Genomic DNA, 20,183 nt, shown 5'->3' with positions numbered 1-20,183 from the left:
CCTCCTCCACACGCGTGGGGGCCGGGAGCGGGCTGCGTCGGCCCTACCGCTCGCGGGCAGGAGCACCGCCTACTCGGCCTCACATGATCACGAACCGGACAACACACGACTACGCCGAAGCCCCGTTCACATGACCTCTTCCGACGGCGCTCGCGTGTTCCGCAGGAGGCGCGCGGCACCGTAGGGTGCCAGCCCATGGGAGAAGCTATGGATGTCTCGCACGACCACCACTTCGTCGCCGTCGACGGCATGGGGAAACGGTGCTGGCGCTGCGGCGTCACCAGCGCCGCCCATGCGCGCACCCTGTCGGGAGCCCGCCGGGCCGGGGACGAGGATCTGACCCGGCTGGCTCGTCGCTTCCGCACGGACAAGTGGGGTGATCACCGCTACACGCCCCACTACCAGCGGCATCTGGAGCACCTGTGCGACCAGCCGGTCAATCTGCTCGAGATCGGAATCGGTGGTTACGCCCACGAAGGCAAGGGGGGTGCTTCGCTGCGCATGTGGAAAGGCTTCTTCCCGGCAGGAAACATCTTCGGCCTCGACATCGAGGACAAGTCCTTCGTGGAGGAGCCGCGCATCCGCGTTTTCCAGGGAGATCAATCGGATGCCGAACTGCTGACGGCCATCGTCGAGGAAATCGGTCGGCTGGACATCGTCATCGACGACGGCAGTCACCGGCCGGAGCACGTCATCGCCTCGTTCCGGACGCTCTTCCCGCTGCTCGCGGACGGCGGCATCTACGTGGTGGAGGACACGCAGACGTCGTACTGGCCGGAATGGGGCGGGGCTGCCGACGTCGACGATCCCGGCACGTCCATGGCGATGCTCAAACGTCTGACGGACGGCCTCAATTACGAGGAATTCGTGACGGAGCCCTACGAGCCGTCATACACCGACAGGAACATCGTCGGCATGCACTTCTACCACAACCTCGTTTTCATCGAGAAGGGTCACAACGCCGAGGGCACGCAGAAGGAGAAGATCCTGCGGCAACGCTATTCGGCATGAGGAGGATTTACGGATCGGCCCTTTCCGGGCCGATCCGTGAGCGATCCTTCACTGCAGCGCGGCCTTCATCATCTTCTGCGCGACCGGTGCCGCCAGCCCGTTGCCGCTGACCTCCGAGCGCTCCGCGCCCGAGTCCTCGATCAGCACGGCGACCGCGACCTCCTTGCCCGTGTCCGCATCCTTGGCATACGACGTGAACCAGGCGTACGGCGTCTTGCTGTTGTTCTCTCCGTGCTGCGCCGTGCCCGTCTTGCCGCCGACCTCGGCGCCCGCGATCTGCGCGTTCGAGCCGGTGCCGTCCTCGACGACGGTGACCATCGCGCTGCGCAGCTGCTCCGCGGTCCCCGAGGACAGGATCCGCCGGGACCGGTCGTCCTCGTAGGACTGCAGGGTGTCGCCGTCCGCGGACACCACCGAGGAGACCATGTGCGGTGACGCCATGACCCCGTCGTTGGCAATCGCGGCCGACACCAGCGACATCTGCAGGGGGGTGGCCGTCACGTCGAACTGGCCGATGCCCGTCAGAGCGGTCGACGCCTCGTCCATCCCCGACGGATAGACACTCTCCGACGCCCGCACCGGCACGTCCTGCTCGGCGTCGTTGAAGCCGAACTTCTCGGCCATCGCCCTGACCTTGTCCTGCCCGAGAGCCACGGCCATCTTTCCGAAGACGTTGTTGCAGCTGTACTGGAGCGCCGTGCGGATCGTGGCGTTCTCGCAGGGGGCCGACGGGTTCTCGTTCTCCAGATCCGTGAGCGTGCCCGGCAGGCGGTACGGATCCGGGCTGTCGGTCCGCTCGTCCACCGAGTGGTACAGCCCGTCCTCCAGGGCGGCCGCGGCCACCACCAGCTTGAACGTCGACCCCGGCGGCAGCGGCTGCCGCAGCGCCCTGTTGAGCAGCGGCTTGTCCTCGTCGTCGAGCAGCTTCTGCCACTCGTCGCCGTCCGTCGTGCCACTGATCGCCGACGGGTCGTACGAGGGGGTGCTGACCATGCCGAGGATCTTCCCGGTCTTCGGGTCGATCGCGACGGCGGCGCCCTTCGTGTCCCCGAGCGCTTCGAAGCCCGCCTTCTGCACGGCCGGGTCGATCGTCGTGACCACGTCGCCCGGCTCCTGCTGCTTGCCCGTGAGCGCGTCCAGCGGGTTCTTCAGCCGGCTGTCGGTGCCGTCCAGCACACCGGAGTAGATGCCCTCCAGCTGGGTCGCCCCGTATGCCTGCGAGCTGTAACCCGTCACGGCCGAGTACAGCGAGCCGTCGGTGTACGTGCGCTTGTACGCGAGATCGCTGCCCTTCGTCCGCTCGGAGCCGGTGACCGCGGAACCGGCCACGACGATGTCGCCCAGCGGCTGCGCGTACTGCGCGATGACCTTCCGCCGGTTGTGTTCGTTGTCCGCGAGCGCCTTGGCGTCGTATGCCTGCACCCAGGTCACCCGCACCAGCAGGGCGAGCACCAGCAGCAGACTGAAGACGGCGGCGCGCCTGATCGTCTTGTTCATCCCGTACGAGGACGAGCGGCGGGCGGCGGATCGTTCCGGTCCGCCCGTTTTCTCAGGAGTTCCTCATGAACGGGGCTTACGGCCGCCGGAAGGGGCCGCCGCCCCCGGTCCGGCGCTCAGCGGGGCGGGATGAATCCCGACTCGTACGCCGCGATCACCGCCTGTGTACGGTCCCGTGCGCCCGTCTTCGCCAGGACCGACGCCACGTGCGTCTTGGTGGTCGCCGGTCCCACGCCCATCCGGCCGGCGATCTCCGCGTTGGTCAGGCCGGTCGCCATGAGCCGCAGGACCACCGCCTCCCGCTCGGTCAGCCGGCGCGTCCAGGCGGGCAGGGCCGCCGGCTCCCGGCGGGCGTGCTCGGCGGCCAGCGACCGGACGGCCGCGGGGAAGAGCAGCGAATCGCTGCGCGCGACCAGACGGACCGCCTGCACCAGCTCCTCGGCGGCGGCACGCTTGAGCAGGAAGCCCGCCGCGCCGGCGCGCAGCGCGTCGTACACGTACGCGTCGTTCTCGAACGTCGTCACCACGACGATCCGGGGCGGCTCGGCCAGGGTGGCGAGGATCTGCTCGGTGGCCCGGATGCCGTCGATCTCCGGCATCCGCACGTCCATGAGGACCACGTCGGGTGTCAGCTCACGCACGACGGACACCGCCTCGGCGCCGGTCGCCGCCTCACCCACCACCTCCAGGCCGGCCTCCGCGTCGAGTATCACGCGCAGCGCGGTACGCACCATCCGCTCGTCGTCGGCGAGGACGATCCGTACCGTGTCCGCCCCGCTCACCGCCGCCCCGGTCACCGCCGGCCCGCCCACGGGAGCCGCGCCGACAGCCGCCACAGCCCGCCCTGCGGCCCGGCCTCGGCCCGGCCGCCGAGCAGGGCGGCGCGTTCCGTGACGCCGCGCAGCCCGCGGCCGCCGCCCGGGCGTTCCACCGGCGCCCGTTCGGGCAGCGGATTCTCCATGGTGATCTCCAACTCCTCGCCGCGTACGGCGATCCACAAGCACACCGGGACCGCCCCGGCGTGACGCAGGGCGTTGCTCAGCCCCTCCTGGACGATGCGGTACGCCTCCCGCGACACATGGGCGGGGACCGCCGCGGGATCGCCCTCCACCCGCACCGCCACCTTCACGCCGCTGCGGGACACCAGACGGTCCAGGGTGTCCAGCGTCGGGCCCGAGGGGCCGTGGGCGCCCTCACCGTCCTGCCGCAACAGGCCCAGAACCGCGTCCAGTTCCCCCACCGTGCGCCGTGTCGTCTCCTCGATCGCGGTGAGTGCCTCGCGTACGAACTCGACGTCGCTGTCCAGCACCCGCCGCGCGGCGCCCGCCTGCAGCGTGACCGCGCTCAGCGCATGACCGACCGAGTCGTGCAGCTCACGGGCGAGGCGGTTGCGCTCGGCCAGTTCGCAGGCGCGCCGTTCGGCGGCGGCCAGCCGGTCGGCGGGCGTCGGGCCGAGCAGTACGGGGGCCTGGCGGGCGAGCAGCGCGCCGGCGGCCGCCGAAGCCGCGGCGAGCGCGAGCAGCATCCCGACTCCGGCGAGCGGCAGCAGCAGCACCTGGCCGAACGGGCGCAGCCACTGCGGTACGTCGAGGAAGTCATGCATCGCAGGGCTCAGCGGAGCGATGATCAGTGAGAACGCGAACGGAGGCAGTGCCAGCGACGCACCGCTGACCAGCGCTCCGACGCCCACATGCAGCGTGAACCATGCCGAGGAGCGCAGCCGTGCCGCCCTGGTGCGTGCCGGACCGTCGGCGAACAGTTCGGCGGGCACCCCGGTGAGCGCGCGGGCCACACTCACCGACAACGGTCTCGCCAGCGGGAGCAGCGCGGGGATCGCGGCCAGCGGCAGGGCGACGGCGTAGGCGCCGAACTGCACGGCAGGAGAGGCCCCGAACGTGGTTCCCGCGTCCGTGAGGGGAACGACGATCAGTGTGCCCACCAGCCAGAAGGGCATCAACAGCGCGCCGCCGATGACCAGATGGACCCAGCGCAGCCTCGCGCGCTTCCCGAACAGCGCCCGCGCCGCCACCCGCACCACGCCGCCCGGGTGCGCCGGGCGGCGGGGTCCGGCGTAGTTCCGCGTGCGCGGGAACGCTCTCCGGTCGCTCACGCGCCGCGCCTGCGCAGCAGCGACGCGACGGCAGCACTGAGCAGCAGGCCGGAGATCATCTCCACAGCGTAGGTCAGGGTCAGGACGGCAGTGGGTGCCTTGCCGTCATCGCTCGTGGGCATGAGTGCGGCCACCAGAAGCCAGCCGCCCCAGGCGCCCATCGAGGCGGCGCCGACCCACGCCATGCCCAGCGGGACCTTGACCGGCAACGATGGGCCGCGGCGGAAGGCGAGCAGCAGTACACCGACGACCGCCGCGGCCACGAAGGCGATGCGCGCACCCTCGAGCAGAAAGAAGTCCGTGGTGCGCTGCGCCACCCGGTCGGCGGGGAGCCCGGCGGTCGAACCGGCGGCCCACAGCACGTGCATCACCAGGGGGAGGACGGCCGCTGCCGCACCGAGCACCGCACACGCACGCATGAAGCCGCTGGTCGCGGCCGACGGGAGTTCCCATACGAGGCCGCGCCACACACGACCCCAGCGGTCGTTTGCGTAGAGGATGAAGAGTGCGCCGAGGGCGATGCCCTGAAGGATGAAGCCGCCGTAGACGACGTGGAACACCCAGTCGTGCAGGAACGGCTCGGCGGCGTCCGCGTCCTGGGCCTTCGTGCCGCCGAAGGCGGCTGCCACCAGCTGCAGCGGGAATCCGACCATGATCGGCGCGAGTAGACCGGTCGCGGCCCAGACCGGCAGGGCCAGCAGCCATGCGTTCACGCGCCGGCCCCAGGGCAGGGTGAGCAGGAGGGCCAGCACGATGACGGCCGCGTCCATCAGCACGGTGACCGTGTTGGCGACGGCCATCGTCCCGCGGTGCTCCAGCAGGACGCTGTCGGCCGGGATGCCGATCCGGCTGCCGGCGATCCAGGCGATCTTCAGCGACAGGTACGGCACGCAGGCGGCGATCGCGACGGCCCGCAGCGCGGACCGTGCCGGGCGGGGCCGTGGGGGCGACGAGAGGTCGGACGCAGTGGAAGTCATGGCCTCCACACTTGTCCCGGCGCCGCCCCGGCACGTCCTGCGCTGCGACGATCCCCCTCCGCCGCGCGGGGGAGACGCGTCAGCCGGTGAGGGTGAGGAGCACCTCGTCGGTCTCCTCGCCCCGGGAGTGGGCGTATCCCCGGTCGTGCCCGGTGACGTGGAACCCGCACTTCTCCAGGACGCGGATCGAGCCCTTGTTGTCCGCGGCCGCCCTGGCGTGCAGCGGGCGGGTGTCCACCAGCTCCAGCAGCGCGGCCAGGGCCGCCGTCGCGATGCCGCGGCCCCAGTGCGCGCGGTCGATGAAGTACGTGACCTCTCGTTCCTTCGGCGGCCCGTACACCGCGGCGTGGCCGACGGTCTCGCCGTCGGCGAGCACTGTGCGCAGGACGGTGTCCGAGGCCCGGATCCGGGCCCAGTGGGCGTCGAAGTACGCCCGGTCGGTGGGGTCCTCGCAGGTGAAGGCCGCCATGCGAGACGACTCCGGGTCGCTCATGTGCCCGAAGAAGACCGGCAGATCGCGGTCCTCGACCTCACGCAGCGCCACGATCACTGCTCGCGACATCGTCAGAGCCTCCGCGTCGCGAGCGTGAGCCGGTCTCGTGCGTCGAAGAGCGCGTCCTTGATCATCTGCTCGTGTGCGGGGGTCAGTCTGGCCACCGGCACCGAGCAGCTGATCGCGTCGCGCGCGGGTGTGCGGTAGGGGATGGCGATGCCGAAGCAGCGCAGGCCGAGGGTGTTCTCCTCGCGGTCCACCGCGTAGCCCTGTTCGCGGATGAGGTGCAGTTCCTCGATGAGCTTCTCGCGGTCGGTGAGGGTGTGCTCGGTCAGCGGCGCCAGCGTCTCCGGAAGCATCTTGCGCACCTGCTCGTCGCTGTGCGTGGCGAGCAGGGCCTTGCCGAGCGAGGTGGAGTGTGCGGGCAGGCGGCGGCCGACGCGGGTGAACGGGCGCAGATAGTGCTGCGACTGCCGGGTGGCGAGATAGACGACGTTGGTGCCGTCGAGCCGGGCGAGGTGAATGGTCTCCGTGGTGTCGTCGGAGAGCCGGTCGAGGGTGGGGCGGGCCGCCGCCACGACCTCGTCGCCGTCGATGTACGACGTGCCCACGAGCAGTGCGCGCACGCCGATGCCGTACCGGGTGCCGGTCGCGTCGGTCTCGACCCAGCCGAGCTCGACCAGGGTGCGCAGCAGCATGTAGAGGCTGGACTTGGGGTAGCCGACGGCCTCCTGGACGGCGGCGAGGGAGTGCATTCCGGGGCGGCCGGCGAAGTATTCGAGCAACTCGACGGTGCGCACCGCGGACTTGACCTGAGCTCCACCGGAATCGACTGCTGACATTGCTGTTCGCCCCTTCTCGACTGCACGGAACGCCCGTCTTGACCCCGCGGAACGCCCGGAAATAGAGTCCCAGCACATTCATCACCAGGAATCTTGTTCAGAATACCGAACAACTCCGGGTGGGTGCAGAGACCGGGAAGGAAAACGCGGTGGCAGCAGCACAAGTCTGGAGTGTCGACCCCCGAACCGGGAAGCAGCGTGAACAGGTTGCGGTGGAAGCCACAGCCGAGGAGGTCGACAGCACGGTACGGGCGGCGCACGCCGTACGTGCCTCGCTCGCCGACCGCACGGTGCGTGCCGCCTTCCTGCGCAGCGCCGCCGCCCTGCTGGACGGGGCGAAGGACCAGCTCGTCGAGGCCGCCGACGCGGAGACCGCGCTCGGGCCGGTACGCCTGACCGGGGAACTGGCCCGCACCTGTTTCCAGTTGCGTGCCTTCGCGGACATCGTGGACGAGGGCGCCTTCCTCGGCGTGATCATCGATCATCCCGACGACACCGCCACCCCACCGATCCCGGACCTGCGCCGCTACAAGGTGCCGCTGGGCGTGGTCGCGGTCTACGCCGCGTCCAACTTCCCGTTCGCCTTCTCCGTGCCCGGCGGCGACACCGCGAGCGCCCTGGCCGCCGGGTGCCCGGTCGTCGTCAAGGCCCATCCCGACCACCCGGCCACCTCCGAACTCGTGGCCGCCCTGCTGCGCCGGGCGGCCGCCGCCCACGGCATCCCCGAGGCGGTCGTCGGCCTGGTGCACGGATTCGAGGCGGGTGTGGAGCTGGTGCGGCATCCGCTGGTCGCGGCCGCCGGATTCACCGGCTCGGTACGCGGCGGGCGCGCGTTGTTCGATGCGGCCGCGTCCCGCCCGGTGCCGATCCCGTTCCACGGCGAACTGGGGTCGCTGAACCCGGTCGTGATCACCGAGGCGGCCGCCGCCGAGCGCGCCGAGCAGATCGGCACCGGACTCGCCGGCTCGATGACGCTGGGGGTCGGTCAGTTCTGCGTCAAGCCCGGCCTGGTCCTCGCACCCACCGGAGCGGCCGGCGACCGGCTGGTCAAGACGCTCACCGACGCGGTGAGCGCCACCGCCGCCGGAGTCCTGCTCGACCACCGCATGCGCGACAACTTCGTCGCCGGGGTCGCCGAACGCGCCGCACTGCCCGGCGTCGAAGCCCCCGTGACCCCCGGCGCCGGCTCCGAGCACACGGTCAGTCCCGGCTTCCTCACCGTCCCCGCCGCCCGCCTCGCCGACGACGGCGGTCCGCACGGCCTCCTGCTGGAGGAGTGCTTCGGGCCGGTCACCGTCGTCGCCCGCTACGACGGCCACGACGAGGTCACCGCGGTTCTCTCCCGCCTCCCCGGCAACCTCACCGCCACCGTCCATCTGTCCGCCGACGAGACCGGCGGGAACGGCCAGGGGGCCGACGTCCTCGCCGAACTCACCCCCCTCGCCGGCCGGATCCTCGTCAACGGCTGGCCCACCGGCGTCGCTGTCGCCCCCGCCCAGCACCACGGCGGCCCCTACCCCGCCACCACGTCCACCTCGACCTCCGTCGGCGGCACCGCCATCGACCGCTGGCTGCGCCCGGTCACGTACCAGACCACCCCCGAAGCCCTCCTTCCGCCCGAACTGCGCGACGGCAACCCGCTCGGTGTGCCGCGGCGAGTCGACGGCCGCGTGGAGCACTGACGTGCTGGAACACTGACCGCATGGAACTGAAGCTGCCCGAATTCCCCTTCCCGCTCCGGGCATACGGTCCCGATGCCGGATGGTCGTACGACGACGGCGCGCTGACCGTCACCGCCGGCCCCCGGCAGGACCGTTTCGTCCCTCCCACGGGCCACGCCCTGGACCCCGCCTCCGACGCGCCGCGCCTGCTCGGCGCGCCGGAGGGGGACTTCCAGCTGATCGCCCGGGTGAAGGTCGCGTTCGCCGCCGCATTCGACGCCGGCGTGCTCTATGTGCACGTCGGCGAACGGGAGTGGGCGAAGCTCTGCCTGGAACTGTCACCGGACCGGCCGACGGTGTGCACGGTGGTCACGCGTGGCCACTCGGACGACGCCAACTCGTTCACGGTGGACGGCGACAGCGTCTGGCTGCGGGTGAGCCGTACGGGAAAGGCGTTCGCGTTCCACGCCTCGACCGACGGCGAGCACTGGACCTTCGTCCGTATCTTCGCCCTGGCCGACGAGAACACCGCGGGCGCGGCGCTCGTCGGCTTCATGGCGCAGTCGCCGGTGGGGGAGGGCTGCGCGGTCACGTTCGACCGGATCGAGCACCGCGACGGCTGGCCGGAGGGGCTGCGGGACGGCTCCTGAGCCGGCTCAGACACGCACCACGATCTTGCCGGTGTGGGTGTTGGACTCCATCAGCCGGTGGGCGTCGACCACGCGCTCCAGACCGTCGAAGGTCTCGGCGATCACCGGGCTCAGCGAACCGTCGCGCAGGCCCGATCCGATGAAGTGCTCCACGCGGCTCCGGCCCTCCTCCGTACGGACGACGGCCCCGTTGGCGTACGTGTGCACGGTCAGCGGCCAGTTCATCGACAGCTCCACCGGCCGCGGATCCAGCCAGCCGTACAGCACCGCCGCGCCGCCGGGCACCAGAGCGTCGCCCAGCGCACGGAAACCGGGCCCGCCCACGGGGTCGAAGGCCAGCTCGGCGCCGCGGCCCCCGGTGACCCGGGTGACCTCCTTGACCAGGTCCTCGCTGTCGGTGGTGATCACATGGGCGGCCCCCAGGTCGAGCAGCTGCCGCCGCTTCCTCTCCGTGCGGGTGACCGCGATCGGGATCGCACCGACCCTGCGGGCGACCTGGATCGCCGCGGTCCCCACGCCGCTGGAAGCACCGGTGATCACGACATGGTCGCCGGCCCGCAGGCCACCGGCCGCCACCATGCCGCCGTACGCCGTGGAGTAGGTCAGCCACACGGCCGCCGAGGTGACCGCGTCCGTGCCGGCGGGCCGGTGCACCACCGATGCGGCGGGCAGCACCACCCGCTCGCCGTACACACCGTGCACCCCGAAGTCGAAGTTCGCGGCGGCCATCACCGGATCCCCTGCCACGAAGCGGGTCACGCCCTCGCCGACCGCTTCGACGACGCCGGCCGCCTCGTAGCCGAGCCGCGAAGTGTCGCCGGATAGTAGTAGCCGCCCGAACGGAACAGGGCCTCCGCCCGGTTGAGGCCGAGCGCCTCCACCCGGAACAGCACCTCGCCGGGTCCGGGCTCACGCAGCGGGACGTCCTCGACGCGGAGCACCTCCGGGCCGCCGGTCTCGTGGAACAGAACTGCCTTGGTCAACGCGGTAGTTGTCATGTCATGACCGTAGGAAGCGAGAGCTGGACGATCCATGTCCGAAGCCCTCCCCATCATGTCCGATCGTCTCCGCCGCCGCTTCATCCGGTGCGGTACGGTGCGCCCATGGACGTGCTGAGCGATGCGATCGCCGCGATGCGCACCGGGCGGCCCCACTCGTCCCGTTCCGTCAGATACGCCCCCTGGGGCATGCGTTTTCCGGCCTCCAGGGGCGCCGGATTCCATGTGATGCTCCAGGGCTCCGCCTGGCTCCTGCCCGACGACGCCCCGCCGCTCCGGCTCGGCCCCGGTGACGTCGTCTTCCTGGCCCACGGCTACGGACACGGCCTCGCCGACGACCCCGCGACACCACTGCGCGAGGTCGAGATGGAGCCGGACGGCAGCTGGCCTCCCGTTCCGCACCCGGGTCCGGCGAACGGTCGCCCCGAGAACCTTCTCCTGTGCGGCGCCTACCAGTTGAGCCGGGCACGGGCGCATCCGCTGCTGACCGAGCTGCCCGACGTGATCCACATCCCGGCCCGGATCGGCATGTACGCCTCCGTACGGGCTGCGGTCGATCTGCTCGGCGCGGAACTGGATCAGCCGCAGCCCGGATCCGACGCGCTCGTCCCCGCACTGCTCGACACCCTGCTGCTGTATCTGCTGCGCAGCTGGTGGCTCAACGACCGGCCCGGCACGGAAGACGGCTGGGCGGCGGCGCTGCGCGACCCGGGTGTCACCGCCGCCCTGCACGCGATCCACGGCGACCCGGCCAGACCCTGGACGGTCGGCGAACTGGGCGCCCGCGGGGGTCTGTCCCGGGCCGCCTTCGCCCGCCGCTTCACCACGCTGATCGGCCGACCCCCGCTCGCGTACCTCACCTGGTGGCGCATGACGACCGCGGGCAAGCTGCTGCGCACAGAGGACGCCCCGCTGCGTTCGATCGCCCAACGCGTCGGCTACTCCTCGGAGTTCGCCTTCGCCAAGGCGTTCAAGCGGGAGTACGGCATGTCGCCGGGCCGGTACCGCGCCGGGGAGGGCGGACGCGCGCTCACCGAGCAGGGCGACTAGCTTCTGTCGCCCGACAGGGCCTAGTACCCCTGGGCGGCCAACCGGTGCTCGTGGACACGCAGTTGCAGGGTCACCAGGTCGAGAAGCGGCGTGGTGACCGTCAGCGCGCGGGCGCGTGTGACCAGGTCGCCGAGGATGTGCTCCGCCTCGGTGAGGAGACCGGCCACGACGTCCCGGTACAGGGACGACGAGAACGGGACGCCGGTTCGCGTCACCGTCTCCTTGGTGGAGGTCAGTTCGCCGTCCGGGACGGGGAAGCCCGCCGCCGCGGAGACCGCGGCCGCCTCGGCGAGGATCGCGGGCCCGAGTTCCGGGCCGCCGGGGACGGTGTTGATGTCCCCGACCGTGCCGCGCATCAGGCAGGTCAGCGCGCCGATCGTGCTGACGAAGACCCACTTGTGCCACATCGCGGCGATGATGTCCGACGGAGCGTCCGAGTCGATGCCCGCCCCGCGCAGCAGCTCACGGACCGTCTCCACGCGGGCCGAGACGCCGCCGTCCTGCTCGCCGACGGTCAGGGCGCCGCGCGGGGCGAGCCGGACGATGTCCCCGTCGCCGTTCAGCGTGGTGGCGACCTTTGCCACGCCACCCAGGATCCGTTCGGCACCGAACCGGGCGTTGAGTGTGTCGAGATGGCCCATGCCGTTCAGCAGCGGCACCACCGCGGTGTCCGGCCCCACGGCAGGCGCCAGATCGTCCAGCGCTGCGTCCAGCGCGGTGGCCTTGACCGACAGCAGCACCAGGTCGTACGCCCCCGGGATCTCGTCGGCGGTGACGATGCGCGGGGTGATCACCTCGGCCTCGCCCTGTCCGGTGATCCGCAGCCCGCGCTCGCGCAGCACCTCGGCGCGCCGCGGACGGACCAGAAACGTCACGTCCGCCGCCCCCGCCCGGGCGAGCCGGGCGCCGTAGAAGCCTCCTGTGGCGCCGGCGCCCACGACCAGTACGTTCATTGCCGTCCCTCTCGTTCTCGATGCCCGGTCAGCCGGTGACACGCAGCAGGAGCTTGCCCGTCGAGGTGCGTCCGCCCATCAACTCGTGTGCCGCGGCCGCCTCGTGCAGCGGGAACTCGGCCGTCACCGGCAGCTTCACGGTGCCGTCCGTCACCGTGCGGAACGCGCGTTCGGCGAGGACGTGCAGGGCGGCCGGGTCCGAACCGGCCAGGCCGAGCACGGAGAAGGCCGCCACCGAGCGTGCCCCCGGCATCAGATCCGGCTGGCCCACCTGCCACGGCTCGGCGCCGGACGCGTTGCCGTAGGACACCAGGCGGCCGTACCGCGCGAGCGTGTCGAGACCGCGGCGCAGCGTGTCGCCGCCGACCGGGTCGAGGATCAGGTCGACGCCCCGTCCGCCGGTCGCGCGGCGCGCTTCCTCGGCGAAGCCGTCGGAGCTGTCGGACCCGTCGGCGACGAAGACCGCGTCGTAGCCGTGAGCGAGGGCGTGCTCCGCCTTGGCGGGCGAGGACACCACTCCGTAGACGGCTCCCGCGCCCGCCACGCGGGCCAGTTGGCCGGCAGCCGTCCCCACGCCTCCCGCGGCCCCGTGCACCAGCACGGTCTCGCCCGCGCGCAGACGCCCCACCTCGTGCAGCAGCGCATGTGCGGTCGGCAGCACGGTGGGCAGGGTGGCGGCGGTCCGCAGATCGAGGCCGTCGGGGACCGGGAAGACGGTCGCGGCGTCGGCGAGCACGATCTCGGCATAGGCGCCGGAGCCGGTGAGCGCGGCGACCTCCTGGCCGGGTCGCAGCCCTTCGACGCCGGGGCCGACGGCACGGATGCGGCCCGACACCTCCAGTCCGGGCACGAAGGGCAGGGACGGTACCCGGTAGCCCTCGGCACGGGCCTTCAGGTCGGCGAAGTTCACCCCCGCGTACGCCACGTCGATCGTGACCTGGCCGGTGCCCGGCTCGGGGGCCTCGAGAGCGACGGCCTCGAGCACCTCCGGACCGCCGTACTCCTGGAATCGGACAGCACGCATGGAGCCCACCCCTTCGAGTGTTCAATGGGAAGCGAACACTCGGAGTGTATGATCGTCATCGAACACTCGGCAAGGGGGATCGGAGGAAGGACATGCCGGACAGCACGCCTGTGCCCGGTCACCGCGCCGCCCCGGTGCACAAACATCCCGACGAAGTCGCCCTCCTCACGGCCCTGTCGGCCCTCGCCGACCCCGTCCGCCTCCAGCTCGTACGCGAACTCGGCGGCTCTCCCGACTGGACCCGCGCCTGCGGCAGCTTCGACGTCCCGGTCGGCAAGGCGGCCCTGAGTCACCACTTCACGGTGCTGCGCACCGCGGGCCTGGTCGAACAGCGCGACCAGGGCCCCAAGCGCATCAACCGCCTGCGCCGTGAGGAGTTCGACGCACGCTTCCCGGGACTGCTGGAGCTGGTGCTGAGGTCCGACCGTGCCGAGTAGCAGCACCGAGTGGCAGACGACCGGCGCGCAACCGCCGGGCGGCTGGGCGTCCGAGGTCCGTCGTGTGGAAAAGGGGCGTCGCTTCAGCGAGCTCGATGTCCTGCCCCCGGCGCGGGGGGACCGCGATGCGCCGCCGCTATCCGAGGCGGAGGTCCGCGAGGCCGAGGCGGAACTGGGGCTCACCCTCCCTGGGGAGTACCGGGACCATCTGCTCCGGAACAGCGCAGGCGGCATGCGCGTACGGCGGCTGCGCCGGACCCGGGAGGGCTGGGGCTGGTACGGCGACTACGACACCAACTACGCCTTGCTGACCACGGACTTCCCGCACCCCGACTCCTATCGCGCCTACGAGGACGCGCTGGACGGCCGGAAGCCGCAGGAGAAGGACTTCGCGGACCACGACGCCTACCAGGAGGCGTGGAACGACTGGGACGCCGAGTACGGGGTGTTCCAGGAGCGCAGGACGTCCGGTGCCGTGTTCGTGCAGGACAACGGCTGCGGATTCGCCACGCTGCTCGTCGTCACGGGCCCGCACCGCGGGGAGCTGTGGTTCGACGGACGGGCCACCTGCGACCGGATCCTGCCGATGACACTCCACGGACGGCCCGTGACGTTCACGGACTGGCTCGGCAGGTCCTCCATGGACCTTGTGGGCTGGTAGGCCGGGAGAACGAGCCGGGAGTCGCACGGCTTCCGGTCAGGAACTGTCGCGTCGCAGGCGGCGTCACTCCTGGGCAGGACGTGACCGACGGAAGGGGGAGCACGTGGACTGGGGGACGCTCGTTGCGACGGTCATGGGTGGCTCCATCGCCATCTCCGGAACCGTTTTCGCCGACCATCTGCGCCACCGCCATGAGGAGGACCGCGGGGTGGGGGCCCGCCGGCGGGCGGTGTACATCGAGTTCATCACCGCCGCAGGAGCCTGCCACGCGCGGTTGCGCGAGATCGCCCAGGACCCGGTAGCCGAACCCGACCTGGAAGCGGCCGCCCGCGCGGCACTGAGCGACGCCGCGATCCACGAAGTGCGCGAACGACTGTTCATCGACGCGACCACTGCCGTCGCCAGTGCCGGGCAGGCGATGTTCGAGCGGCTCCGCTCGCTCCAACGCACGGTGGCGGGGGGCGCATCGTCGACATCGCCCGCCTTCCACGACGCCTACCACCCGTACATCGGGACGGTCTGGACCTACCGGGTCGCCGTGCGCAAGGAACTGGAGGGCAAAGCGCTCTCGCCCGCGGTGTTCGGATGGGGCGAGTGGGACGGCACGGACCGGTGCCCCATGTGCAGGACGGCGGGTGATCGGGAACCGCAGTCCGGCGCGCCGTTCGTCACGGAGGGCCGGCGCGGGGAATGACGCACCCTTCCCGCGCGTTCCCCTCCTGGCGGAGGCGGCCTCCGCACCCGTACGACCCCTGGAGTGATGACAAGACATGCGCGTCGAGATCTGGAGCGACATCGCCTGCCCCTGGTGCTACATCGGCAAGGCCCGCTTCGAGAAGGGGCTGGCGGAGTTCGCCCATCACGACGAGATCGAGGTCGTCCACCGGTCCTTCGAGCTCGACCCCAACCGGGCGAAGGGCGACACCGCCCCCGTGATCGACATGCTGGCGAAGAAGTACGGCCGCACCCGCGAGGAGGCGCAGGGCATGGAGGAGCACGTCGCCTCCAACGCCCGCTCCGAGGGACTGGAGTACCGCACCGAAGGCCGCGACCACGGCAGCACCTTCGACATCCACCGGCTTCTCCACCTCGCCAAGGCCCGCGGCCGCCAGGACGAGCTGCTGAACCTCGCCTACCGGGCGAACTTCGCCGAGGAGCGGTCCGTCTTCGAGCCGGGGACGCTCCTCGCGCTGGCCGTCGAGGCCGGGCTCGACGAGCAGGAGGCGCGCGACGTCCTCGCCGACGAGAGTGCGTACGCCGACGACGTGCGGTCCGACGAGCGCGAGGCCGCCGAGCTGGGCGCGACCGGGGTGCCGTTCTTCGTGATCGACCGGCGCTACGGCGTCTCCGGCGGCCAGCCCGCCGAGGTCTTCACCCAGGCGCTGCAGCAGGCATGGCAGGGCCGCGTGCTCACGCCCGTCGGCGGGGACGCGGCGGTCTGCGGCCCGGACGACGCCTGCGAAGTCCCGCAGCAGTAAGGCGCCCGGCGGATCTGGGCCGAGCGGATACGCGATTGACCTCGCGGACGCCGCGGCCCAGGGTTGGGCGCATGGAGATCCTCAGCGCCCTGGCCGGAACCGAGTTCGCGCCCACGTCGACGTATCTGAACACCTCCAGCTGCGGGCTCCTGCCCCGCCGGACGGTACGCGCCGTCACACAGCTCCTCGGCGAGCTGGCCGACGGGCGGCCGGGCGGTGCAGGGGACTGGGCGGTCGTGACCGGTGCCCGGGAGACCTTCGCCCGACTCGCCGGGGTGGGCGCCGACGACGTGGCGATCGGCGGATCGGTCTCCGTGCATGTCGGGCTGATCGCTGCCTCCCTGCGGCCCGGCGCCGAAGTGCTGTTCCCCGAGGGCGAGTACGCCTCGGTCATCACGCCCTTCGTCGTGCGCGGCGACCTCAAGCTGCGCTACGCCCCGCTGGAGAGTCTGGCCGAGGCCGTGCGGCCGGGGACCGCGTTGGTGGCGTTCTCGAGCGTGCAGTCCGCCGACGGCCGGATCGCCGACCTGCCGGCGATCCGGGCCGCGGTGCAAGCGCACGGCGCCCGGACGCTCCTCGACGCCAGCCAGTCGGCGGGCTGGCTGCCGCTCGCTGCAGGGGAGTGGGACTACACCGTCACGGGCGGCTTCAAGTATCTGCTGTGCCCGCGCGGCGTCTCGTTCCTCACGGTGACGGAGGAGGCCCGGCGGGAGCTGGTCCCGCTGCACGCCGGTACCTTCGCCGCGGAGCGGCTGTGGGAGACGACGTACGGCCCGATCGAGGAACTCGCCGCATCCGCCCGCCGTTACGACGAGCCCCCTGCCTTCCCGTCGTACCACGGCGCAGAGCAGTCGCTCGCACTGCTGGAGGAGATCGGGATCGGGGCTGTGCACGCCCACGACACCGCGCTCGCACGGCAGTTCAGGGACGGGCTCATGGGGCTGGGGAGGGTACCCGTCCCGGCCGAGGGTTCGGCGATCGTCGCCGTCCCCGGCCTCGGCCACCGGGCCCGCGAGCTGGCCGAGTCCGGGATCGTCGTCTCGGAACGCGCGGGCAATCTGCGTGCCGCGTTCCATCTGTACAACTCGACCGCCGACGTGGAGCGTGTGCTGGACCGCCTGGCCGGTTAGGTTCCGGATGCGGTCTCACGCACGCGCCTACGGCTGGGGCAAGGGACTCAGCCCTGAGCCTCCGTGCACTCCGCCGTCTCCGTGCACAGGCTCGCCTCGACCTTGCCGAGCAGCCGCAGCAGTTCGGCGCGCTCGTCCGGCGCCAGGTCGGCCAGCGTGCGGTCCTCCAGTTCCGTCCACGCGGCGGACATGTCCGTGAGCAGCGCGCAGCTGCGGTCCGTCGCCTCGACCACGACCGCGCGGCGGTCCGCCGGGTCCGGGCAGCGGGTGACGTGGCCGGTCTGCTCCAGCCGCTGGAGCATCTTGGTGACCGTCGAGGGATCGAGGCCCACTTCCCTGATCAGTTCGGACTGCCGCACCGGGCCGGCGCCCCACAGCCGCATCATCAGGAACTCCTGGCCGGGGTAGAGGCCCAGGCTCCTGAGCTGCTTGCCCGCGGCGATGCGGTGCAGCCTGGCCACGCGCGACAGGGCGTGACTCACCGGGCCACCGCGGGCGGCGAGGGGGAGGGCGTCGGTACAGGCGGGCTGGTCCCGTGTATCGGGCGCGGCGGACATGGCGGCCTCCTCGGCGGTGGGTGGTGCGGACCCCTTGTTCGGCCACAGGGCCTGTAGGGCGGTTCAGGCCCTCGTTCCAGATGCTGTCACACATATTACCTTGGCCGACCAATGAATGCTGTACAGTGTTCATCGAGCCCATTACTTGGCCGACCACATAACGTATTGGGGATGCATCATGACCACCGCTTTCGACCCGGTCCAGCTCGGCGGCGAGCAGCTCGCGAACCGCATCGCCATGGCGCCCATGACCCGCAGCCGCGCCCACGGCCCCGGACTGACGCCCACACCCTCGGTGGTGGAGTACTACGCACAGCGCGCATCCGCGGGCCTGATCATCACCGAGGGCATCCAGCCCTCCGTCGTCGGCCAGGGATACCCCGACACGCCCGGACTGCACAGCCGCGAGCAGATCGCCGCCTGGCGCAAGGTCACCGACGCCGTGCACGCCGCCGGCGGCACGATCTACGCCCAGCTGATGCACGCCGGCCGCATCGGCCACCCGGTGCTCCTGCCCGACGGACTCGTACCGGTGGGCGCCTCCCCGGTCGCCGCGCAGGGACAGGTCTACACGCACGAGGGACCCAAGGACTTCGTCACCCCGCAGGAGCTGTCCGCCGACGACATCCGCGCCACCATCGCCGACTTCGCGGCGGCGGCCCGCAACGCCGTGGAGGCGGGCTTCGACGGCGTCGAACTGCACGGCGCCAACGGCTACCTCATCCACCAGTTCCTCGCGCCCAACACCAACGCCCGCACCGACGAATGGGGCGGCCCGGCCGAGAACCGCATCCGCTTCGCCACCGAGGTCGTCAAGGCCGTGGCCGAGGAGATCGGCGCCGAGCGCACCGCCATCCGGCTCTCGCCGGCGAACCCGTACAACGACATCGACGAGCCCGAGCCGGAGGCCGCGTACACCGCCCTCGTCCAGCGGCTGGAGCCGCTCGGTCTCGCCTATCTGCACCTCATCGAGGCCACCCCCGAGCGGCGGGAGCTCACCCAGACCCTGCGCAAGCTGTTCTCCGGGACCTTCGTGCTCAACGCGGCGACGGATGGCCCGACCGGCCCCGGCGAGCTCACTCTCATCGAGGACGGCATCGCCGATCTGATCTCCTACGGCGCCCTGTTCCTCGCCAACCCGGACCTCCCGGCCCGCCTCAAGGCCGGCGGCCCCTACAACACCCCCGACCCGTCCTCGTTCTTCGGCGGGGACGACAAGGGCTTCATCGACTACCCGGCGCTCGCCGGCTGAGCGCACACACGCAGGCGGGGCCGGTCTCCGAAGGGGAAGGAGACCGGCCCCGCCTGCGTGCGGCCGGTGAGCTATCGCACCGGGGTGAAGTCCCGCGCGCCGATGAACTCGGGGCGCGGTACGGGGGCCGCGAAGGGCTCCACCGCGGTGTTCTCCACGCTGTTGAACACGATGAAGACGTTGCTGCGCGGATAGGGCGTGATGTTGTCGCCGGAACCGTGCATGCAGTTGCAGTCGAACCAGGTCGCCGAACCGGCCCGGCCGGTGAACAGCCGGATGCCGTGGTCGTCGGCGAAGTGCGTCAGCGCCTCGTCCGACGGCGTGCCCGCGTCCTGCATCTGCAGCGACTTCTTGTAGTTGTCCTTCGGGGTCTCGCCTGAGCAGCCCAGGAACGTCCGGTGCGAGCCCGGCATGATCATCAGGCCGCCGTTGGTGTCCAGGTTCTCGGTCAGCGCGATCGACACCGACACGGTCCGCATGTTCGGCAGACCGTCCTCCGCGTGCCACGTCTCGAAGTCCGAGTGCCAGTAGAAGCCCGAGGCGCCGAAGCCCGGCTTCACGTTGATGCGCGACTGGTGGACGTACACGTCCGAGCCGAGGATCTGACGGGCTCTGCCCACAACCCGCTCGTCGCGCACCAGCGCCTCGAAGAGCTCGCTCAGCTTGTGCACCTCGAACACCGACCGCACGTCCTGGGACGTGGGCTCGATGATCGAGCGCTCGTCGGCGCGGACCGCCGGGTCGGCGATGAGCCGGTCCAGTTCGGCGCGGTACACCGCGACCTCGTCGTCGCTGATCAGCTGGTCGACGGTGAGGAAACCGTCGCGCTCGAAGCCCATCAGATCGGCCGTGACGATCGGCCCCGGGGTGCCCGGAGCGGACCAGACGACCGGGTCCTGACGCGGGGTCGTCACCTCACTCGCGCCACGGGTGGGGTACAGATCGGTGCGTGCGGGTGCGGTGGTCATGTTTCAGCCCTCCTCCGTCAGCAGGGGGTAGACGCCGTTCTCGTCGTGGTCCTCCCGTCCGGTCACGGGCGGATTGAAGACGCAGACACAGCGGAAATCGGTCTTGGGACGCATGGTGTGCTTCTCGTGCCCGTCCAGCAGGTACATGGTCCCGGGCTCGATCCAGTGGGTCTCGCCCGTCTCGTCGTTGGTCAGCTCGGCCTCGCCCTCCACACAGAGCACGGCCTCGATGTGGTTCGCGTACCACATGGAGGTCTCCGTACCCGCGTACAGCACGGTTTCGTGCAGCGAGAAGCCGACCTTCTCCTTGGCGAGCACGATGCGCTTGCTCTCCCAGGTCCCGGACGCGGACTTCACATGGCGGTCGGTGTTCTCGATGTCCTTGAACGATCGGACGATCACGGTGCGTCGATGCCTTTCTCTTCGTGCGCCTG

The 20,183-nt window shown here is 71.2% G+C and carries 21 protein-coding genes and 1 pseudogene; 10 read left to right on the top strand and 12 right to left on the bottom strand.

Translation table 11 applies throughout. The features are described from left to right. Positions 1-195: 195 nt before the first annotated feature. Positions 196-1,011, top strand: coding sequence for a class I SAM-dependent methyltransferase (locus AC067Z_RS00480; protein WP_478787175.1), 816 nt, complete (start codon positions 196-198; stop codon positions 1,009-1,011). Positions 1,012-1,059: 48 nt separating this feature from the next. On the opposite strand, the gene AC067Z_RS00475 is transcribed toward AC067Z_RS00480, so the two are convergent. The 6 genes from AC067Z_RS00475 to AC067Z_RS00450 form a co-directional block, all read right to left on the bottom strand. After that, entirely contained in the window at positions 1,060-2,508 is a 1,449-nt protein-coding gene (locus AC067Z_RS00475) for a peptidoglycan D,D-transpeptidase FtsI family protein (RefSeq protein ID WP_478787174.1), read from the bottom strand. Between the two features lie 116 nt (positions 2,509-2,624). Beyond that, positions 2,625-3,242: a response regulator gene (locus tag AC067Z_RS00470; RefSeq protein ID WP_478787574.1), complete on the bottom strand. Its 618-nt coding sequence runs from the start codon at positions 3,240-3,242 to the stop codon at positions 2,625-2,627. Between the two features lie 59 nt (positions 3,243-3,301). After that, positions 3,302-4,537 carry a sensor histidine kinase gene (locus AC067Z_RS00465; RefSeq protein ID WP_478787573.1) on the bottom strand — a complete coding sequence of 412 codons (1,236 nt, stop codon included), beginning with the start codon at positions 4,535-4,537 and terminating at the stop codon, positions 3,302-3,304. Positions 4,538-4,614: 77 nt separating this feature from the next. Beyond that, positions 4,615-5,595: a hypothetical protein gene (locus AC067Z_RS00460; protein ID WP_478787173.1), complete on the bottom strand. Its 981-nt coding sequence runs from the start codon at positions 5,593-5,595 to the stop codon at positions 4,615-4,617. Positions 5,596-5,674: 79 nt separating this feature from the next. Then, positions 5,675-6,157 (bottom strand): GNAT family N-acetyltransferase, encoded by a 483-nt coding sequence (locus tag AC067Z_RS00455; RefSeq protein ID WP_478787172.1) that lies wholly within the window; start codon positions 6,155-6,157, stop codon positions 5,675-5,677. Positions 6,158-6,159: 2 nt separating this feature from the next. Beyond that, a complete protein-coding gene (locus tag AC067Z_RS00450) occupies positions 6,160-6,930 on the bottom strand; it encodes an IclR family transcriptional regulator (RefSeq protein WP_478787171.1) in 771 nt (256 codons plus the stop codon). Between the two features lie 149 nt (positions 6,931-7,079). Between AC067Z_RS00450 and AC067Z_RS00445 the strand changes: the two genes are divergently transcribed. Continuing rightward, positions 7,080-8,612 (top strand): aldehyde dehydrogenase (NADP(+)), encoded by a 1,533-nt coding sequence (locus tag AC067Z_RS00445; protein ID WP_478787170.1) that lies wholly within the window; start codon positions 7,080-7,082, stop codon positions 8,610-8,612. Between the two features lie 20 nt (positions 8,613-8,632). Beyond that, the gene (locus AC067Z_RS00440) at positions 8,633-9,241 is read left to right on the top strand and encodes a DUF1349 domain-containing protein (protein WP_478787169.1); all 609 of its coding nucleotides are present in this window, start codon (positions 8,633-8,635) and stop codon (positions 9,239-9,241) included. 6 nt (positions 9,242-9,247) lie between these two features. Here the strand turns inward: AC067Z_RS00440 and AC067Z_RS00435 are convergent. Further along, positions 9,248-10,239: pseudogene (locus tag AC067Z_RS00435) on the bottom strand (zinc-dependent alcohol dehydrogenase family protein). Between the two features lie 105 nt (positions 10,240-10,344). On the opposite strand from AC067Z_RS00435, the gene AC067Z_RS00430 reads away from it, so the two are divergent. Continuing rightward, on the top strand, positions 10,345-11,289 hold the full coding sequence (locus tag AC067Z_RS00430) for an AraC family transcriptional regulator (RefSeq protein ID WP_478787168.1): 945 nt from the start codon (positions 10,345-10,347) through the stop codon (positions 11,287-11,289). A 20-nt stretch (positions 11,290-11,309) separates the two neighbouring features. Here AC067Z_RS00430 and AC067Z_RS00425 read toward each other — a convergent pair whose 3' ends face one another. Both AC067Z_RS00425 and AC067Z_RS00420 read right to left on the bottom strand, forming a co-directional pair. After that, positions 11,310-12,242, bottom strand: a complete 933-nt coding sequence (locus AC067Z_RS00425; RefSeq protein WP_478787167.1) for a 2-dehydropantoate 2-reductase — start codon at positions 12,240-12,242, stop codon at positions 11,310-11,312. A gap of 28 nt (positions 12,243-12,270) precedes the next feature. Beyond that, positions 12,271-13,266, bottom strand: coding sequence for a quinone oxidoreductase family protein (locus tag AC067Z_RS00420; protein WP_478787166.1), 996 nt, complete (start codon positions 13,264-13,266; stop codon positions 12,271-12,273). A 92-nt stretch (positions 13,267-13,358) separates the two neighbouring features. Here AC067Z_RS00420 and AC067Z_RS00415 point away from each other — a divergent pair, with 92 nt between their 5' ends. From AC067Z_RS00415 to AC067Z_RS00395, 5 genes are all read left to right on the top strand, one after another. After that, the gene (locus AC067Z_RS00415; protein WP_478787165.1) at positions 13,359-13,703 is read left to right on the top strand and encodes an ArsR/SmtB family transcription factor; all 345 of its coding nucleotides are present in this window, start codon (positions 13,359-13,361) and stop codon (positions 13,701-13,703) included. Beyond that, positions 13,693-14,364 (top strand): SMI1/KNR4 family protein, encoded by a 672-nt coding sequence (locus tag AC067Z_RS00410; RefSeq protein WP_478787164.1) that lies wholly within the window; start codon positions 13,693-13,695, stop codon positions 14,362-14,364. Before AC067Z_RS00415 ends, AC067Z_RS00410 begins: the two co-directional genes overlap by 11 nt. Before the next feature lie 103 nt (positions 14,365-14,467). Continuing rightward, positions 14,468-15,058 carry a CchlQ gene (locus tag AC067Z_RS00405; RefSeq protein WP_478787163.1) on the top strand — a complete coding sequence of 197 codons (591 nt, stop codon included), beginning with the start codon at positions 14,468-14,470 and terminating at the stop codon, positions 15,056-15,058. Between the two features lie 76 nt (positions 15,059-15,134). Continuing rightward, positions 15,135-15,842, top strand: a complete 708-nt coding sequence (locus AC067Z_RS00400) for a DsbA family oxidoreductase (RefSeq protein WP_478787162.1) — start codon at positions 15,135-15,137, stop codon at positions 15,840-15,842. A 71-nt stretch (positions 15,843-15,913) separates the two neighbouring features. After that, positions 15,914-16,972, top strand: coding sequence for an aminotransferase class V-fold PLP-dependent enzyme (locus AC067Z_RS00395; protein WP_478787161.1), 1,059 nt, complete (start codon positions 15,914-15,916; stop codon positions 16,970-16,972). A 47-nt stretch (positions 16,973-17,019) separates the two neighbouring features. On the opposite strand, the gene AC067Z_RS00390 is transcribed toward AC067Z_RS00395, so the two are convergent. Then, on the bottom strand, positions 17,020-17,529 hold the full coding sequence (locus AC067Z_RS00390; RefSeq protein ID WP_478787160.1) for a MarR family winged helix-turn-helix transcriptional regulator: 510 nt from the start codon (positions 17,527-17,529) through the stop codon (positions 17,020-17,022). A 178-nt stretch (positions 17,530-17,707) separates the two neighbouring features. Here AC067Z_RS00390 and AC067Z_RS00385 point away from each other — a divergent pair, with 178 nt between their 5' ends. Then, positions 17,708-18,781 (top strand): alkene reductase, encoded by a 1,074-nt coding sequence (locus AC067Z_RS00385; protein ID WP_478787159.1) that lies wholly within the window; start codon positions 17,708-17,710, stop codon positions 18,779-18,781. Between the two features lie 71 nt (positions 18,782-18,852). Here the strand turns inward: AC067Z_RS00385 and thpD are convergent, their stop codons facing one another. Both thpD and AC067Z_RS00375 read right to left on the bottom strand, forming a co-directional pair. Continuing rightward, positions 18,853-19,749: an ectoine hydroxylase gene (thpD, locus tag AC067Z_RS00380; protein WP_478787158.1), complete on the bottom strand. Its 897-nt coding sequence runs from the start codon at positions 19,747-19,749 to the stop codon at positions 18,853-18,855. 3 nt (positions 19,750-19,752) lie between these two features. Then, positions 19,753-20,151, bottom strand: coding sequence for an ectoine synthase (locus tag AC067Z_RS00375; protein WP_478787157.1), 399 nt, complete (start codon positions 20,149-20,151; stop codon positions 19,753-19,755). Positions 20,152-20,183 lie beyond the last annotated feature (32 nt).

The organism is Streptomyces sp. NPDC043812 (assembly GCF_056436245.1).
The sequence above is the reverse complement of the archived record's forward strand: the minus strand, read 5'-3'. Positions and strand labels throughout refer to the sequence as shown.

What these genes read in the sequence shown, in the direction of transcription:
- AC067Z_RS00395 (WP_478787161.1), top strand. Translation starts at nt 15,914, where the DNA reads ATGGAGATCCTCAGCGCCCTGGCCGGAACCGAGTTCGCGCCCACGTCG.
- AC067Z_RS00415 (WP_478787165.1), top strand. Translation starts at nt 13,359, where the DNA reads ATGCCGGACAGCACGCCTGTGCCCGGTCACCGCGCCGCCCCGGTGCAC.
- AC067Z_RS00425 (WP_478787167.1), bottom strand. Translation starts at nt 12,242, where the DNA reads ATGAACGTACTGGTCGTGGGCGCCGGCGCCACAGGAGGCTTCTACGGC.
- AC067Z_RS00450 (WP_478787171.1), bottom strand. Translation starts at nt 6,930, where the DNA reads ATGTCAGCAGTCGATTCCGGTGGAGCTCAGGTCAAGTCCGCGGTGCGC.
- AC067Z_RS00385 (WP_478787159.1), top strand. Translation starts at nt 17,708, where the DNA reads ATGACCACCGCTTTCGACCCGGTCCAGCTCGGCGGCGAGCAGCTCGCG.
- AC067Z_RS00430 (WP_478787168.1), top strand. Translation starts at nt 10,345, where the DNA reads ATGGACGTGCTGAGCGATGCGATCGCCGCGATGCGCACCGGGCGGCCC.
- thpD (WP_478787158.1), bottom strand. Translation starts at nt 19,749, where the DNA reads ATGACCACCGCACCCGCACGCACCGATCTGTACCCCACCCGTGGCGCG.
- AC067Z_RS00455 (WP_478787172.1), bottom strand. Translation starts at nt 6,157, where the DNA reads ATGTCGCGAGCAGTGATCGTGGCGCTGCGTGAGGTCGAGGACCGCGAT.
- AC067Z_RS00480 (WP_478787175.1), top strand. Translation starts at nt 196, where the DNA reads ATGGGAGAAGCTATGGATGTCTCGCACGACCACCACTTCGTCGCCGTC.
- AC067Z_RS00390 (WP_478787160.1), bottom strand. Translation starts at nt 17,529, where the DNA reads ATGTCCGCCGCGCCCGATACACGGGACCAGCCCGCCTGTACCGACGCC.
- AC067Z_RS00460 (WP_478787173.1), bottom strand. Translation starts at nt 5,595, where the DNA reads ATGACTTCCACTGCGTCCGACCTCTCGTCGCCCCCACGGCCCCGCCCG.
- AC067Z_RS00400 (WP_478787162.1), top strand. Translation starts at nt 15,135, where the DNA reads ATGCGCGTCGAGATCTGGAGCGACATCGCCTGCCCCTGGTGCTACATC.
- AC067Z_RS00475 (WP_478787174.1), bottom strand. Translation starts at nt 2,508, where the DNA reads ATGAACAAGACGATCAGGCGCGCCGCCGTCTTCAGTCTGCTGCTGGTG.
- AC067Z_RS00440 (WP_478787169.1), top strand. Translation starts at nt 8,633, where the DNA reads ATGGAACTGAAGCTGCCCGAATTCCCCTTCCCGCTCCGGGCATACGGT.
- AC067Z_RS00470 (WP_478787574.1), bottom strand. Translation starts at nt 3,242, where the DNA reads ATGGTGCGTACCGCGCTGCGCGTGATACTCGACGCGGAGGCCGGCCTG.
- AC067Z_RS00420 (WP_478787166.1), bottom strand. Translation starts at nt 13,266, where the DNA reads ATGCGTGCTGTCCGATTCCAGGAGTACGGCGGTCCGGAGGTGCTCGAG.